Origin of the sequence: Nitrospira sp., assembly GCA_016788885.1 — a bacterium.
Classification (GTDB): Bacteria; Nitrospirota; Nitrospiria; order Nitrospirales; family Nitrospiraceae; genus Nitrospira_A.
On the sequence record JAEURX010000026.1, the window covers coordinates 19,165 to 35,227 of the forward strand.

At 59.1% G+C, this 16,063-nt stretch carries 16 protein-coding genes; all 16 read left to right on the forward strand.

Annotation, left to right across the window (positions count from 1 at the left end; genetic code table 11):
- Positions 1-14: 14 nt before the first annotated feature.
- The 16 genes from JNL86_07395 to aroA all read left to right on the forward strand — a co-directional run bounded on the left by JNL86_07395 (position 15) and on the right by aroA (position 16,054).
- Entirely contained in the window at positions 15-716 is a 702-nt protein-coding gene (locus JNL86_07395; protein MBL8042726.1) for a phosphoadenylyl-sulfate reductase, read from the forward strand.
- Positions 717-757: 41 nt separating this feature from the next.
- Positions 758-1,813 (forward strand): anthranilate phosphoribosyltransferase, encoded by a 1,056-nt coding sequence (locus JNL86_07400; protein ID MBL8042727.1) that lies wholly within the window; start codon positions 758-760, stop codon positions 1,811-1,813.
- Between the two features lie 16 nt (positions 1,814-1,829).
- Entirely contained in the window at positions 1,830-2,627 is a 798-nt protein-coding gene (locus JNL86_07405; protein ID MBL8042728.1) for a sulfate adenylyltransferase subunit 2, read from the forward strand.
- Positions 2,628-2,709: 82 nt separating this feature from the next.
- Complete coding sequence (locus JNL86_07410) at positions 2,710-4,557, forward strand: adenylyl-sulfate kinase (protein ID MBL8042729.1); 1,848 nt, start codon at positions 2,710-2,712, stop codon at positions 4,555-4,557.
- 144 nt (positions 4,558-4,701) lie between these two features.
- Positions 4,702-5,628, forward strand: coding sequence for an Mrp/NBP35 family ATP-binding protein (locus JNL86_07415; protein ID MBL8042730.1), 927 nt, complete (start codon positions 4,702-4,704; stop codon positions 5,626-5,628).
- Positions 5,629-5,653: 25 nt separating this feature from the next.
- Positions 5,654-6,403: a PCP reductase family protein gene (locus JNL86_07420; protein MBL8042731.1), complete on the forward strand. Its 750-nt coding sequence runs from the start codon at positions 5,654-5,656 to the stop codon at positions 6,401-6,403.
- Positions 6,404-6,412: 9 nt separating this feature from the next.
- Positions 6,413-7,261: a hypothetical protein gene (locus JNL86_07425; protein ID MBL8042732.1), complete on the forward strand. Its 849-nt coding sequence runs from the start codon at positions 6,413-6,415 to the stop codon at positions 7,259-7,261.
- A gap of 141 nt (positions 7,262-7,402) precedes the next feature.
- Positions 7,403-8,158 (forward strand): YebC/PmpR family DNA-binding transcriptional regulator, encoded by a 756-nt coding sequence (locus JNL86_07430; GenBank protein MBL8042733.1) that lies wholly within the window; start codon positions 7,403-7,405, stop codon positions 8,156-8,158.
- 80 nt (positions 8,159-8,238) lie between these two features.
- Positions 8,239-8,847: a Holliday junction branch migration protein RuvA gene (gene ruvA, locus JNL86_07435; protein MBL8042734.1), complete on the forward strand. Its 609-nt coding sequence runs from the start codon at positions 8,239-8,241 to the stop codon at positions 8,845-8,847.
- A 3-nt stretch (positions 8,848-8,850) separates the two neighbouring features.
- Positions 8,851-9,348 carry a hypothetical protein gene (locus JNL86_07440; GenBank protein ID MBL8042735.1) on the forward strand — a complete coding sequence of 166 codons (498 nt, stop codon included), beginning with the start codon at positions 8,851-8,853 and terminating at the stop codon, positions 9,346-9,348.
- A gap of 30 nt (positions 9,349-9,378) precedes the next feature.
- Complete coding sequence (ruvB, locus tag JNL86_07445) at positions 9,379-10,416, forward strand: Holliday junction branch migration DNA helicase RuvB (protein MBL8042736.1); 1,038 nt, start codon at positions 9,379-9,381, stop codon at positions 10,414-10,416.
- Between the two features lie 139 nt (positions 10,417-10,555).
- Complete coding sequence (gene pheA, locus JNL86_07450; protein MBL8042737.1) at positions 10,556-11,632, forward strand: prephenate dehydratase; 1,077 nt, start codon at positions 10,556-10,558, stop codon at positions 11,630-11,632.
- Positions 11,633-11,648: 16 nt separating this feature from the next.
- Entirely contained in the window at positions 11,649-12,734 is a 1,086-nt protein-coding gene (locus tag JNL86_07455) for a histidinol-phosphate transaminase (GenBank protein ID MBL8042738.1), read from the forward strand.
- A gap of 18 nt (positions 12,735-12,752) precedes the next feature.
- Positions 12,753-13,766 carry a 3-deoxy-7-phosphoheptulonate synthase gene (gene aroF, locus JNL86_07460; protein ID MBL8042739.1) on the forward strand — a complete coding sequence of 338 codons (1,014 nt, stop codon included), beginning with the start codon at positions 12,753-12,755 and terminating at the stop codon, positions 13,764-13,766.
- Positions 13,767-13,822: 56 nt separating this feature from the next.
- Positions 13,823-14,719: a prephenate dehydrogenase/arogenate dehydrogenase family protein gene (locus JNL86_07465; GenBank protein MBL8042740.1), complete on the forward strand. Its 897-nt coding sequence runs from the start codon at positions 13,823-13,825 to the stop codon at positions 14,717-14,719.
- Between the two features lie 6 nt (positions 14,720-14,725).
- On the forward strand, positions 14,726-16,054 hold the full coding sequence (gene aroA / locus JNL86_07470; protein ID MBL8042741.1) for a 3-phosphoshikimate 1-carboxyvinyltransferase: 1,329 nt from the start codon (positions 14,726-14,728) through the stop codon (positions 16,052-16,054).
- Positions 16,055-16,063: the final 9 nt, after the last annotated feature.

Sequence of the window (16,063 nt, forward strand, 5' to 3'; positions counted from 1 at the left end):
GCGGCCAACGCGCCATCGATCGTCCGACGGACGAGGCGCTGAAATCACTGAGCGATTCGTTCGAGGCCAAGCAGCCGTGGGAGGTGCTGGAGTACGCATTGAACACGTATCGGCACCGGATCGTGTTGGCGTGTAGTTTCGGAGCGGAGGACGTCGCGCTCGTGGATATGGTGCATCGCATCGATCCCGAGGCGCCGCTGTTTTACCTCGATACTGATTTTCTGTTTCCCGAAACACTCGAGGTGCGCGACCGCATTGTGGCGCGCTATGGGTTGAAGCCCGCTCAGGTGGTTCGCATGAAACCGCTGTTGACGCCGGAGCAGCAGGTCGAGCAGCACGGCGAGGCCCTCTGGGCCAGCAAGCCCGATCAGTGTTGTGAGATCAGGAAGATTGAACCGTTGACCCGCGTGTTGTCTCGGTACAGTGCCTGGATCACCGGGATCAGAAGGGATCAGGCTCCGACGCGGGCCAATGCCGGGTTGATCGAGTGGGACAAGAAGTTCAATTTAATCAAGGTCAATCCATTGGCGCGCTGGACCAGCGAGCAAGTCTGGATGTATCTCCAGCTCCACGAAGTCCCGTATAACCAGCTGCACGACCGCAACTACCCCAGCATCGGGTGCACACATTGCACCGCGCCGGTCCTTCCGGGCGACGATCCGCGTTCTGGTCGGTGGAAGAATTTCGGCAAGACCGAGTGCGGGCTGCACAAATAACATCATCGTCACCCTGACATCGAGAAGGTTACCAACGATCCATGCAACATCTGCTCGCTAAAGTCGCCAAGGGCCAAAAAACGTCCAAAGATCTGACCTGGGAAGAAGCCAAGCAGGCCATGCGTTTGATGATTGAAGGGACAGCAACGTCGGCGCAGGTCGGTGCGTTCCTCACGGCTATGCGGTTCAAGTCCGAGTCCGTCACGGAGCTGGCGGCGTTTACCGCCACCGCGCGGCAATATGTCCCGCCCGTGCCGGTGCGTGCCGGGCTGGGGGTCGTGGATGTGCCGGTCTATGCCGGCAAGCGCGAAACGTTTCACGCCATCGTGCCTGCTGCGATTGTCGCGGCTGCAGCCGGGGCGGTGTTGTTGCTCCATGGCGTGGACGGCCCGCCTGACCGACAGGGTGTGTCGTCGGTGTTGAAGCTGCTGGGCATTCCGGTTGATCTCACCGCCAAGCTGGTCGGGCTGGAATTGGAGAAGAAGGGCGTGGCCTACCTGGATCTGGCCCTGTATCACCCGCCCGTCAGCCGGTTTCTGGAAATGCGGCAGGAATTAGGAGTGCGCAACTTTTTCCACCCGGTGGCGCGGATGCTCAACCCTACTCGGGCCGGTTCCCAGGTGATCGGTTTGTCGCATCCGCCGTATTTTGAAAAGACGGTTGAGGCCTTGCGCATGCTGAGCTGTCCGCGTGCGCTGGTCATTCGCGGGGTCGAGGGCGACCCGGAACTGTCGATCGGGAACACGACACGGCTGTTGGAGCTCAAGGGGGAGCGCATCACGCCCTTCACGTTCCAACCCAAGGATGCGGGACTGACGATGGCGACGTTTCGGGAAATGGCCGGGTTCCCGGCCGAACAGCGTGACCGTGAGGCTGACCTGATCAAGCGAATCATCGCCAACGACATACAGGGCGGGCAACGAGACTGGGTGTTGCTCAATGCGGCCATGCTGCTGTATGCGGCAGGCAAGGGGACCTCGATTGCGGGAAATCTGGCCACCGCTCGGCAGGCGCTCGAGTCCGGGCAGGCCAAGGCCAAACTGGCCGAGCTGAGTGCAGGCGCCGGAACGGTGCCCAAAGTCGGTCTTTCGGCATAATGAGAAGAGTGGAATTATGAAGCATCTACGTCAACTGGAAGACCAAAGCGTCTATATCCTTCGCGAAGCCTATAAGCATTTCAATCACCTCGCCATGCTGTGGTCGATGGGGAAGGATTCCACCGTGCTGCTGTGGCTGGCCCGCAAGGCCTTTTTCGGGCATGTGCCGTTTCCGTTGTTGCATGTGGACACGAGCTACAAAATTCCGGCCATGATCGAGTATCGCGACCGGATTGCCCGCGAATGGCGATTGAATCTGGTGGTGGGGCAGAATAAGGAAGCGCTGGCCGCCGGCATGAATCACACGCTGGGGCGAGACGTATGCTGTACGGCCTTGAAGACCACGGCGATGAAGAATCTGGTCGAAGAAAAAGGGTACACCGGCATCATCCTCGGTGTGCGTGCGGATGAAGACAGTACCCGAGCCAAGGAACGGTACTTTTCGCCGCGAGACAAGCACGGGGATTGGGATTTTCGCGATCAGCCGCCGGAATTGTGGGACCAGTTCAAGACGACTTTTCCGCCGGGGACGCACATCCGCATTCATCCGCTCCTGGATTGGACCGAGATCAACATCTGGGAGTACATCAAGCACGAAAACATTCCCTTCATGGATCTGTACCTCGACCGTGGCGACGGGACCCGCTATCGCAGTCTGGGTTGCGCGCCCTGTACCACGCCGATCCGGTCGACGGCGAAGACGGTCGATGAGATCATCGATGAACTCCGTGCGACCAATGTGGCGGAACGGGCCGGTCGCGCGCAGGATGCGGGGCGAGGCATGGAGATGCTTCGTAAGAAGGGATACATGTAAGGCACGTGCGAACGCTGGAGTTCCGCGGGCACGCGCAGCCATGACCATTGAGCAACCGAAGGTGTGTTGAACGAGTAACGCTATGACACAGCACGATCAACGTAAGTCGCAGGAAAGTTTGAATATCGTCATCGTGGGGCATGTCGACCATGGAAAATCCACGCTGGTGGGCCGGCTCTATGCCGATACCGGTTCGTTGCCTGAAGGCAAATTGGAAAAGGTGCAGGCGATCTGCCGCCAACAGGGCAAGGAATTCGAGTATGCGTTCCTCTTCGACGCCTTTCTGGAAGAGCAAGAGCAGGGGATTACGATCGACACGGCCCGCACGTTTTTTATTTGGAACGAGCGGCAGTACATCATCATCGACGCCCCGGGGCATAAAGAGTTCCTGAAAAACATGATCTCGGGAGCGGCTCGCGCCGAAGCGGCCTTGTTGCTGATCGATGCCGTGGAAGGCGTGCGTGAGCAATCCAAGAAGCACGGGTATCTGCTGTCCCTGTTGGGCGTGACGCAGTTTGCGGTCGTCGTCAACAAGATGGATCTGGTCGGTTATCGACAGGATGTGTTTGACGGCATCGAAAAAGAATATCGGGAGTTTCTGGGGCAGTTCCGGGCCGTGCCGCAGCAGATGATCCCGGTCAGTGCCAAGATGGGCGACAATATCGCGGTTCGCAGCCGCCACATGAATTGGTATCAGGGGCCCACGGTGCTGGACACACTCGCGCTCTTCAAGAAGGAGCAAGTGCGTTCCGAGCAACCCCTTCGATTCCCGTTGCAGGATGTGTACAAGTTCGATGCCCGGCGGATCTTGGCCGGCCGCATTACCGCCGGTCGGCTGAAGGTCGGTGACCACCTGGTGTTTTCTCCATCCAACAAAACGGCGATTGTGCAATCGATCGAGGGATTCAACGTCGATCCGCCATCGAGTGAGGCCCAGGCCGGACAATCGGTCGGGATCACGCTCGACGAACAAATTTTTGTGGAGCGCGGAGAGATCGCGTCGCACCGGGATTCGGTGCCGCTGGTTTCTACCGTGGTCCGGGTGAACTTGTTCTGGATGGGACGGCGTCCGCTGGAGAAGGGACGCAAATACACCCTTCGATTGGCCACGAGGGAGGTTGCCTGTGAGGTGGCCACAATCCATCGGATTATCGATACGGCAGATTTGGCCCAACTTCAGGAGAGCCAGTCGGTAGCCAAGAACCAGGTGGCTGAGGTGACTCTGCGGGTCAAGTCGCCGATCGCGTTCGACCTTTCGTCTTCTTTCGAATCGACCGGTCGGTTCGTGTTGGTGGATGAGTATGACATTTCCGGCGGCGGCATCATCACCGAATTGCTACACGATGAACAGGAGGGACTTCGCGAGGAGGCACGTCAGCGGGAATACGCCTGGCTCACGGGAGACGTCCGTCCAGAAGATCGAGCCCTGCAGTATGGGCACCGGGCCGCTATTGTGCTCTTCACCGGATCGGCCCAGACAGGCAAGACCTTTCTGGCCCGTCGAGTCGAGGCCCTGCTGGTGGCCGATAGCCGGCATGCCTATCTGTTGGAGGGCGAGAACCTCTTGCAGGGATTGGATGCGGATTTGTCGGCGGCCGATCCTTCGTTCGCCTCCGAGCGAGTGCGTCGGTACGGTGAGGTTGCCAGGCTGTTGATTGATACGGGGCTCATTGTGGTGTCGACCAGCAAAACGTTCGGCATCAACTATCAACGCATGGCAGACATGATTCGGACCCTGGTCCAACCTGCTCCAGTGATCGCGGTGCACATGAGTCGAGTCGGAGAAGAGCCGCCGCCGAATACGGATCTGCATTTTGCGGGACCACAGGATTTCGATGCAGCCGCCCGGCAGATTGTTGAGGAACTGAAGCGGAAGGGTGTGTTGATTGAGCCCTCCGGGACCAGGTCCACGATCCAGTATTCCATCTGAGGAGAGAGGGTGACTCCAGGCCTGGTTGGTTCCGGCGACAGGCCGGGGCGTCGCTGCCGAGTTGTGCAGGGTCATCCCGAGGCTGTTTGACTCCATTCAAATCCCTGTGGTAGCGTCCTTCACCAACAATTTCGAGGACTTTTCATGGCCATGGCTGCCGGCAAGGATCTCAAATCGATCCTGACAAAACTCCAGTACTCCGACGACGCGAAAGTCGTGCAACAGATTACCGCGCAGATGAAGCAGGTGCAGGCTCGAATGGCCGGCATCAAGCGGAAGCTGGTGGTGATGAGCGGGAAAGGCGGAGTCGGAAAAAGCATGACCACCGTGAATCTCGCGTTGGCGTTCGCGCGACAGGGCGCGAAGGTCGGATTGCTCGATGTGGATTTGAACGGGCCTTGCGTGCCGCGGATGATGGGCTTACATGGTCAATCACTGACCATGACCGCCGACGGGGCGTTGCCCCCGGTGGGGCCGCTCGGTATCAAGGTCGCTTCGATGGACTTCTTTCTCGGCGACGCCTCTCCTGTACGCTGGAAGGGACCGATGGATTTGAGTCCAGTCTGGCTGGGATTGATGGAAATGAACGTAATCCGTGAGTTCCTCGCCGACGTGGCGTGGGGCGAACTGGATTATCTGCTGGCCGACTTGCCGCCGGGGGCAGCGGCGGACAAACCGCCCGTCATTGCGGGGTTCATTCCCGATTTAGCCGGGGCCATTGTCGTGACGACACCGTCTGAGGTGGCGTCGGATGTGGTGCAGAAATCAGTCACCTACGCCCGGGACATGGGAATCCGGGTGCTGGGTATTGTGGAAAATATGAGCGAGTATCGGTGTCCTTCCTGCGGCGCCGAAAATGAGTTGTTCGAGGGAAATACCGAGGCCATGTGCGAGGTGCTGGACCTGCCGCTCCTCGGTCGTATTCCCTTCGATCGTACGCTCGCCAAGACATTCGACAAGGGGCAACCGCTTCTTGACCCCGACTATCCGACCATTCGGAAATATCAAGACATCGTTGGGCGGATTCAAGCGTTACTGGATTATAAAAAAGTCCTGGCGGAGAAGCTGTAGCACACCGACCTGGAAGGGGGATCTTATGAAGTTCGTTTGCCTGAACTGCGAGACCTACATGACGTTTCAGAAGGTCGAAAAACCCGGTGAGGGCTCACTCGGTGTGTTCTTCGGCTGTCCATCCTGCGAAGCCAAGTTTTCGATGGTGACGAACCCCGGTGAGACCCAAATGGTCGCGTCCCTTGGCGTCAAGCTTGGAGGTCGAACAGAGACCGCAGAGCCATTCGAGATGACTCGGGGAACTCTGAAGGACGAGGCTCAGGCGGGTGCAGGTCAAATGGCGGCGTATCTCAATGAGAAGATCCAGGGTGGTCAACCGGCGACGGCAAAGCCTGCCGCCCCGGCGGCCAGCGGAGAGAAGACCAGCGGAGGATGCCCGTTCTCAGCCATGGTGGCTGAGATGGGGTTGACCTCGGGCGGGAAGCCGCAAAATGGAACCGGCGCCAGCGAATTTACCTGGACCCCGGATGCGACAGAAAAGCTGGAGCGTCTCCCGTCTTTTGTGAAGCCGATGGTGCAAAGTAGCGTGGAAGCCTTTGCGCGCAAGCATGGATACAAGACAATTACGCTGCAAGTCATGGATGACTCTAAGAACGATTCGCCAAACGGCATTGCCTGGACAAAGGATGCCGAGCAGCGCATGGATAATATCCCTGACTTTATCCGTCCTATGGCCAGACGGGAAATCGAGCGGATTGCCAAGGAGCGGGGCCTGGCCGAGATCACCGCGCAGGTGATGGACGAGGCCAAAGAGAAGTTTATGAAATTCATGTAGTGGGCATGCATGCCTGAGACGAGTTTCTGGCCCATCCGGATTGTCGGATGGGCCGTTCGATTCCTGCCGAAGTCGCTCCTCTCACCAAGACAGTGCGTGAGCCTGCTGCAATCAGGGCTCCTGCTGCTGGGTCTTTTTGTTCTGTTGCTCTCAGTCGTCGCGGTTTCCCATTCCACAGCGCAGTCTGCCGATCAGAGCTCGGCGCATGCATTGGCGGAGCAGGGGACGCATCATAGTCACGCCTCTTCTTCCAACCACGAATGGGAAGGATCCCGCCAGGGTGTGGCCTATTCCGAGTTCAATCACCACCTTGCCGGCGTCTTTCTCCTGTTGATCGGTCTCGGTGAGGTCCGGCAAGCACTGGGCTGGGCATCTCTGGCGTGGAGCAGGGTGTTGTTGCCGAGTGCGTTGATCGTTGCGGGGATGTTTCTCCTTATCTGGAGCGATCATGATGCGTGGCCCGTCGGGTCCATGACCATTGCGCAGACCTTTGGGGGAGACGATCCGGAAGTGCTTCAGCACAAGGTGTACGGGATCCTGGCGCTTGCCGTCGGTGCAGTGGAGTTTGCGCGACGGGTCGGCTGGTTCGATCATACCCTCTGGGCAGCACCGTTGCCGCTCTTTGCCATTGTGGGGGGGCTGATGTTGTTTGCTCACTCGCACGGGGACCATCCGGCCGCGCATAAAATTGCCTTGCATCATGCGATGATGGGGACGATGGCCATCACGGCTGGATCATCGAAGCTGATCTCCGGTTGGCGATCTCGGCAACTGATCGCGGAGCGGTCGTACTGGGAAATCGTGTGGGCCTGCCTTGTCGTTGCGATCGGGCTGCAGCTGCTGATCTACTCTGAATAAGTGCATCAGGCGGATCGAGCCGATCGGGCACCGCGTTGACACCCCTGTCAGGACTATGTTAGCTCTTCATTTTTACTTCACGTAAGCCTGCACGCAGGGACCCCTAGAGAGTGGGGTTCGCGCGCGGCCGGAGGAGTCGCCATGGGTGGCCATAGTCATTGGGCAACAATCAAGCGGCATAAGTCAGCGGTGGATGCCAAGCGGGGAAAAATCTTCACCCGTATCATCCGAGAATTGACCATTGCAGCCCGATCAGGCGGCGACCCTGATGGCAACCCGCGGTTGCGACTGGCCATTGCCAAGGCCAAAGAAGCCAACATGCCCGGCGACACTATGAAGAAGGCGATTCAGCGCGGCACCGGCGAGTTGCCCGGCGTGACCTATGAAGAATTCACGCTGGAAGGCTACGGCCCTGGTGGAACGGCGGTGCTGTTGGAAATCACCTCCGACAATCGGAATCGTACGGTGGCGGAGATCCGTAGCCTCTTGACGAAGAACGGCGGCAATATGGCCGAGGCCGGGGCCGTGGCCTGGCAGTTTCACAAGAAAGGCGTCTTGGTCGTCGAAAAGGGGAAGGTCGAAGAAGATGCGCTCCTCACCGTAGCGTTGGAGGCTGGGGCCGAAGATGTGAAGGTGGGCGACAAGGCCTTCGAAGTGCTGACCAGCCCGCAGGATTTCGAAGCCGTGAAGAAGGCCCTGAGCGACGCGAAGATTGACTATACGCTTGCCGAATTGAACTTCATTCCCCAGAATACGATTGCGTTGGAGGAGAAAGCGGCGGAGCACATGTTGAAGCTCATGGAAATTCTGGACGAGCACGACGACGTTCAGAAGGTGCATGCCAACTTCGATATTTCCGATGAAGTGATGGAAAAGGTTGCCGCTGCCACCGCGTGATTCGTGAATCGCAAGACCATCTTTCGATGCGACTGTAGTCTGTTCACCAGGTCCTTCGCACTGTACCCACAGCGACCCGCATGATCGCCTTACTGACGGGCCAGTTGGCCTTCAAGGCGCCTTCGCACGTGACGCTCGATGTTCACGGCGTCGGCTACGAAGTCTTGATTCCCCTCAGTACCTATTATTCTCTGCCCAATCAGCATGAGTCCGTCACGCTGAGCATCCACACCCACGTGCGTGAAGATGCCATTCAGCTGTTTGGTTTTCTGACGGGGGCGGAGAAGGAAGCGTTTCTTCTCCTGACCAGCATTTCCGGTATCGGACCCAAATTAGGGTTGAGCGTCCTGTCCACGCTTTCCGTTCAGGACCTCTTCTCGGCCATTCAAGCCGGCGATACCGAAACGCTCGGCACGGTGTCGGGGATCGGAAAAAAGTCGGCCGCCAGAATTGCCTTGGAACTCAAGGATAAGGTGGCACGACTCCACCCGGTGGGCGCCTCGATCGGGAGTGAGAGCGGGCAACCGCAGAGCGCCTTGTCCGAAGACGCCCTCTCAGCCCTCGTGAATCTGGGGTACCGACAGCCGGATGTGAAAGAGGCGTTGAAGCGGGTGGAAAAGTCCGGCGCGATGACGCAGGGATTGGAGCAGGTGATTCGAGAGGCCCTCAAAGACCTTGCCAAGGGGTGACCGATGATGACAGGAGTTGCGCAATCGACAACGGAACGATGGAGTCTTCAGGTGGTGCTGGTTCTGGCGCTGCTGTCCACCGGTATCCCGGCACCGGCCGTGGCGGCTGACGGCCAGGACGATACCAAAAGTATTCGTAAAACCTGCGGGGCCTGTCCCGAAGGGTATGCCACCACCGGAAGAACCCACGCGCCGGAACTCTGTAAGGACGGTGATCCTGTCCTCGTGCAGTGCGTACCCTTGGGCAGCAACATGCTTTCGGTCTGCGGTTCCTGTCCAGAGGGCTATAGTGAGGTCGGCCGGTCCAATGTGCCTTCGCGCTGCGGTTCCATCGATGGGGGGCTGGTGTCACAATGTCAGTCCCAGCAAATGGGGTCGAGCCTGCCTGATCCATCGCAGGGCGGTGTTCGCTGTCCGCCGAATTGCGGCAGCACCGCGGCGCCAGGCCAGGGGGCGGCGCCGCCGCCACCGAAATTCAGACCGTCGCCGGAGCCTCGGTAAACGAAAATTCCTCTGGAGCAACCCTGTCCCATGACCGAGCGCACGGTGAGCAGCCAACTGACAGACGATGAACGCGGGCTCGAAGCGGCCTTACGTCCGCAGAGCCTGCAGGAGTATGTCGGTCAGCCACGGATGAAAGAGTCCCTGGAGATTTGTATCGAGGCCGCCAAGCGGCGAGGCGAGGCCTTGGACCATGCCATTTTTTACGGCCCGCCGGGATTGGGCAAGACGACGATCGCGCATATTATCGCACGGGAGATGGGATCGGCCATCCGTTCCACCTCCGGCCTGGTGTTGAGTCACGCCGGGGATCTTGCGGCGATTTTGACGAATTTGCAGGAGCGGGATGTCCTCTTCATCGATGAGATCCATCGCCTGCCGGCTTCGGTTGAGGAAGCCCTCTACCCGGCGATGGAAGACTACCAGCTCGATCTGGTCGTGGGGCAGGGAGCGTCGACCAGGACCGTGAAGCTGGAATTGCCGAGGTTTACGCTTGTCGGGGCCACGACGAGAGCCGGCGCCTTGACTTCACCGCTCAGAGATCGGTTCGGGTTGGTGCACCGGCTGGAATTTTATTCTCCCCAGGAACTCACCTCCATTGTGACGCGCTCAGCCGGATTGCTGCATATCCCCATCGACGAAGCCGGGGCAGCCGAGATTGCCAGACGGGCTCGCGGCACACCCCGCATTGTGAACCGGCTGATCAAGCGCATCAGGGACTATGCTGAGATCAAGGCTCAGGGGCGTATCACCAAATCGGTGGCGCAGGACGCGCTGGTGTGGCTGGCGGTCGATGCGGCCGGCCTGGACGAGATGGACCGGCGCATTCTGTTGACGGTGATCGACAAGTTTAACGGGGGACCGGTCGGGGTGGATTCCTTAGCGGCCGCAGTGCAGGAGGATAGAGGCACGCTCGAGGATGTCTATGAACCCTATCTGATCCAGGCGGGCTTTCTGGAGCGAACCGGCCGTGGCCGCCAGGCAACCAGGTTGGCGTACGACCATTTCAAGAAACAGAAGGATCTGCTGCCTTTCTCCAGCAACTCCGATTCCAGCGCAACTCCTTGAATCACCAGACCTATCCTTGCAATGCCCAGAGCGGCTCCTGTAGGATACCCACTTGTCCAACTGCGCCTTGTGGCGCGGACTCGTTTCGCGGCGGCCCGCCTTTTTGCCGACGCGTGCCGTGAGGAGGGAAGCCCCCGCCATGTCTGATGACTTGCAAGTCCATCGGGAAGAAATCGACCGGCTCGACGATCAGATCTTGCGCCTCCTGAACGAGCGCTCGAAATCGGTGATCGAGATCGGCCGGCTGAAAAAGCTGAAGGATGCCGAGGCGAATTTGCATACCCCGGCGCGCGAAGCGGCGATTTTCGAACGTCTCAGCAAGCAAAACACCGGGCCGTTTCCCACCGAAGCTATCCGGGCAGTGTACCGCGAAATCATGTCGGCGTCGTTATCCCTGGAGGGGCCTCAAAAGGTCGCCTACCTCGGACCGAGGGCCACGTTTACCCATATGGCCTGCATGCAAAAGTTCGGGGCGTCCGCCCAGTATATTCCCGTCAACAGCATTAAAGACGTCTTCAGCGAAGTGGAACGCGGGCGTGCCAATTTCGGAGTGGTGCCCATCGAGAACACGACCGAGGGCGTGGTGAATCACACGCTGGACATGTTTGTTGACTCCAACCTGTTGATTTACGGCGAAGTATTGCAGGAAGTGGCGCATCATCTCATGTCGAAGAGCGGGGTGGCGGGAGACATCAAGCGCATCTATTCGCATCCTCATGCCATTGCGCAATGCCGCAATTGGCTGGAAACGAATTTGCCACACGTGCCGGTGTCTGAAGTCGCGAGTACCGCGCGGGCTGCGGAAATGTCGGTGGATGATCCCTCAGCCGCCGCGATCGCGTCGGAATTGGCGTCTCAGCTCTATGGCTTAAAGGTCGTCACGGCGCGGATCGAAGACAATATCAATAACTTCACCCGGTTTCTCGTGCTGTCGCAGAAGGCGCCGCAGCGGACCGGGCGCGACAAGACGTCATTGATGCTGTCGGTCAAAGACAAAGTCGGCGCGCTCTACGATTTGTTGCGACCGTTTGCCTCCCATGGCCTGAACATGACGAAGATCGAATCGCGCCCCTCACGTCGCAAGGCCTGGGAATACATTTTCTTTGTCGATATCGAAGGGCACATCGACGAAGAGCGGGTGAAAAAGGCGGCTGAAGAAGTCAAGAGCCGCTGCCTGTTCATGAAGATTCTCGGGTCGTATCCCGCCTATACCTAGAGGTCCGAGTCACGCCATGCCATTGAAGGTGCATCCCGATATCGCCTCCCTTGTGCCGTACGTTCCCGGAAAACCGATTGAAGAACTGCAACGGGAGCTGGGCCTACCGCGTGCCGTGAAGTTGGCCTCCAATGAAAACCCCATCGGCCCTTCGCCGAAAGCGCTCGCCGTGTTGGCCGAGACCGCATCCACGCTGCATCGGTACCCCGACGGGGGAGCGTTCCGCTTACGAGGGGCGCTGGCAGAACGGTGGAAGGTCACGCCAGATCACGTTATTCTGGGTAACGGTTCGGATGAAATCCTCGGACTTCTTGCGCGCACGTTTTTGGCGCCGGGAGATGAGGCGGTCATGGCCGAACATACGTTCGTGATCTACAAGATGGAGGTGAAGGCTGCGCACGGAGTGGTGGTGGAAGTACCCCAGAAGGCCTGGCACCACGATTTGTCGGCGATGGCGGCGGCCATTACCGACAAGACGCGATTGCTCTTTGTGTGTAATCCCAACAACCCGACCGGTACCATGGCCACCAAAACCGAAGTGGCGGCATTGATGGCTCGTGTGCCTGAGCACGTCGTGGTGGTGTTCGACGAGGCCTATTACGAGTATGTCCGGCATCCGGAATTTCCCGACTCGATCGGATATGTGAAGGCCGGGCGGAATGCCATTGTGCTGCGGACCTTCTCCAAGATTTATGGGCTGGCCGGTCTGCGGATCGGGTACGGTATCACGACGCCGGAGATGACCAATTACCTGAATCGAATCCGTCCGCCCTTCAACGCCAACAGTATGGCGCAACGTGCGGCGTTGGCAGCGCTGGATGATGAGGCCCACGTGGCCGCGAGTCGATCGCTCAACCATGCGGAAATGGATCACGTACGGGCAGGCCTGCAGCGACTTGGGTTTGAGGCGTTGCCGAGCGAAACGAATTTTCTCTATTTCGATGTGGGACGGGATGGGCGTGTCGTGTTCGATGCGCTGCTCCGCAAGGGGATCATTGTGCGTCATATTGACGGCTCAATGTTGCGAGTGACCATCGGCCTTCCGGAAGAAAATCAACTGTTCCTGAGCGCGCTGCAAGACGTGTTGGGCGCGTCGCGATAAGGAAAGCGAGACGAGATCATGATTATTGTCTTGAAGCCTGACGCTTCGGAGCGGGAAGTCGATCACATCATCGACCGGCTCCGTGAACTGGGGTTGAAGTCGCACATTTCGACGGGGCAGGAACGCACCATTATCGGGGTGATTGGGGACGACCGGATTTTGCACAATCAGCCGTTGACGGCGTTGGCCGGTGTTGAGAGTGTGTTGCCGATCTTGGCGCCCTGGAAACTGGTCAGCCGGGAATTCAAGAAAGAGAACACCATCATCGACGTCAACGGAGTCAAGATCGGCGATAAAAAGATCACGATCATGGCCGGCCCCTGTGCGGTCGAACGGTTGGAGTTGACGGTCGGGATCGCGCATGAAGTCAAATCCTCCGGTGCCACGGTGTTGCGCGGTGGAGCGTACAAGCCTCGAACGTCTCCCTATTCGTTCCAGGGCCTGGGACGGGAGGGGCTGGATTATCTGGTGGAGGCCAAGAAGCAGACGGGGCTTCCTGTCGTGAGCGAGATTCTGGATACCCGCGACATCGAGTTGTTCCTCGAAAAAGCCGACATCATTCAAGTCGGCGCCCGCAACATGCAGAACTTTGAGTTGCTCAAGGAAGTCGGGGCCTATGACAAGCCGGTGTTATTGAAGCGGGGCCTTTCAGCGACGATCAAGGAATTTCTGTTGTCCGCGGAGTACATCATGTCCCGCGGCAATCGTAACGTGATGTTGTGCGAGCGCGGCATCCGCACCTTCGAAACGCAGTATCGGAACACGCTGGATCTTGCGGCCATCCCTACGCTGAAAGACCTGTCGCATCTACCGGTGATCGTCGATCCCAGCCACGCAACCGGCAAATGGGATTTGGTGGCGCCAATGTCGAAGGCGGCGATCGCGGCCGGGGCCGATGGGCTGCTGATCGAAGTGCATTCCAACCCCGAATGTGCCCTGTGTGACGGGGAGGAGTCGATTCCGCCATCGAAATTCAAGGAGTTGATGGGAGACTTGCGGAAGATTGCGGCCGCAGTCGATCGTACACTGTAACCCTTCCCGCACGACCCTGATGAACGTCGAGGCGTGGAGAGGTCGGCAGGCATGTCATGAAGACACCACATTTTAAACAAGTGGCGATTATCGGCGTCGGGCTGATCGGCGGCTCGCTGGGCATGATCCTGCGTCGGCAGCAACTGGCCGATTCCGTAGTCGGCATCGGCCGGCGGCTGGAGAACCTGAAAACGGCGGTGGAAGTCGGTGCCATCGATCGGTACGTGTCCGATCCGCGGGAAGGCGTCGAAGGGGCCGACTTTGTCCTGCTGGCGACGCCCGTCGATACCTACGAGCGTCACCTTCAGGAATGGGCCGGTTGTCTCAAGCCGGGCACCATCGTGAGTGATGTGGGCAGTGTGAAGGGCGACCTGGTGACACGCTCGGAAGCCTTACTGCCCGCCGCGGTGAGGTTTGTGGGCGCGCATCCCATTGCCGGGAAGGAGAAAACGGGGGTTGCCGCTGGCTCGGAGACGCTCTTCACGGGTGCACGTTGCATTCTGACTCCCACCACGAAGACCGACTCCGAGGCCTTGCAGATCGTTCGTGCAATCTGGGAACTGGCCGGATCGATTGTCTTGGAGATGGATCCGTTCCTGCACGACAAGATCCTCGGCGCCGTCAGTCACCTCCCGCACGTCGCGGCCTTTGCGTTGATGACGGCATTGGCGGATGTGCGCGATCACGGCGTGCCGGAGTTGGATCTGGCCGGTCACTCTGGCGGAGGATTGCGGGATACGACGAGAATCGCCGCGAGTTCGCCGGAAATGTGGCGGGACATTTTCTTGTGGAACCGCGAAAATGTCGTGTCGTTGATCGAGACCTATGAGCGGCATCTCGGCGAGCTGAAGCGATTGATTGCCGCCGGTGACGCGGCGGGCATCGAAAAACAGCTGGATAAGGCTAAGTATGAGCGGGACCAGCTCACACTCAAGACACCGAGGAGGACCTAGGTCGCAATGGCATCGTTGACGATTACTCCAGGGCGTCCGTTGAAGGGCACTCTTATCGTGCCGGGAGATAAGTCCGTCACCCATCGGGCCATCATCCTCACCGCCTTGGCCGAAGGGGCGAGCACCGTGAAGGCCTATTGTCGCGGCGAAGATTGTTTGAATACCATGCGTGCCTTCCAGTCGCTGGGCGTGCGGATCGAAGAGACGCCGGACTCGTTGACCGTCCATGGCAAAGGCATGTGGGGATTGACGGAACCGTTCGGTCCCATCGATTGCGGCAATTCCGGGACCGGTATCCGGTTGATGGCGGGGCTGCTGGCCGGGCAGGATTTTTTCACGGTCCTCACCGGAGACGAATCCATTCGGCGACGTCCCATGGGACGTGTGGTGAAGCCGCTACGAACGATGGGCGCGACCATTGCTGGCCGGAAAGGTGGTGAACTTGCGCCTCTGGCCATCACCGGAAGCAGACTCAAGGGCATCTCCTATGTGTCGCCGGTCGCGAGTGCTCAGATCAAATCGTCACTCCTGTTTGCTGCGCTCTATGCCGACGGCCTCACGACGATCTCCGAGCCGCGACTCTCGCGGGACCACACCGAACGCATGTTTGCCTATTTCGGGATCCCGTTCCAACGAGAGGGCTGCACCGTCCGAATCGAAGGGCGCCCCTCTGTCCGCTGGGCCGGGAAGTCGGTGGTGGTGCCTGGGGATCTTTCGGCCGCGGCATTTTTCCTGGTCGGGGCTTCGATTGTGCCGGATTCCGATGTGACGATTCGTGGAGTGGGCATGAATCCGACCCGAACCGGATTGGTGGCGATCCTTCAACAGATGGGTGCGCACATCGAGGTGCTCAGTCCTCGTGAGGAGGCCGGAGAGCCGGTGGCGGATTTGCGGGTGCGGTCCAGGCCGCTGCGCGGCGTGCGGATCGGGCCCGATCAAATTCCGCAGACCATCGATGAATTCCCTATCCTGTGTGTGGCTGCTGCCGTGGCGGAGGGGGAGACGGTGATCACCGGCGCCGAGGAATTGCGAGTGAAAGAAAGTGATCGAATCGCGACGATGGCCAAGGAACTGCGAGCCATGGGTGCGCGGATCGAAGAGCGGCCCGATGGCATGGTCATCCAGGGATTGGGGCGCCAGGGGAGCAATGGGGCGCTGACTGGAGCAACATGCGAAAGCCATGGAGACCATCGCGTCGCAATGTCCGTCGCCATCGGCGCGTTGACCGCCACGCAGACGACTCAGATTCACGATACCGCCTGCATTGAAACGTCGTTTCCGGGCTTTGACGGTAAGCTCTTGGAACTGTTGACTGATTCTGGGAACCGTTTATAGTGCGAGGAA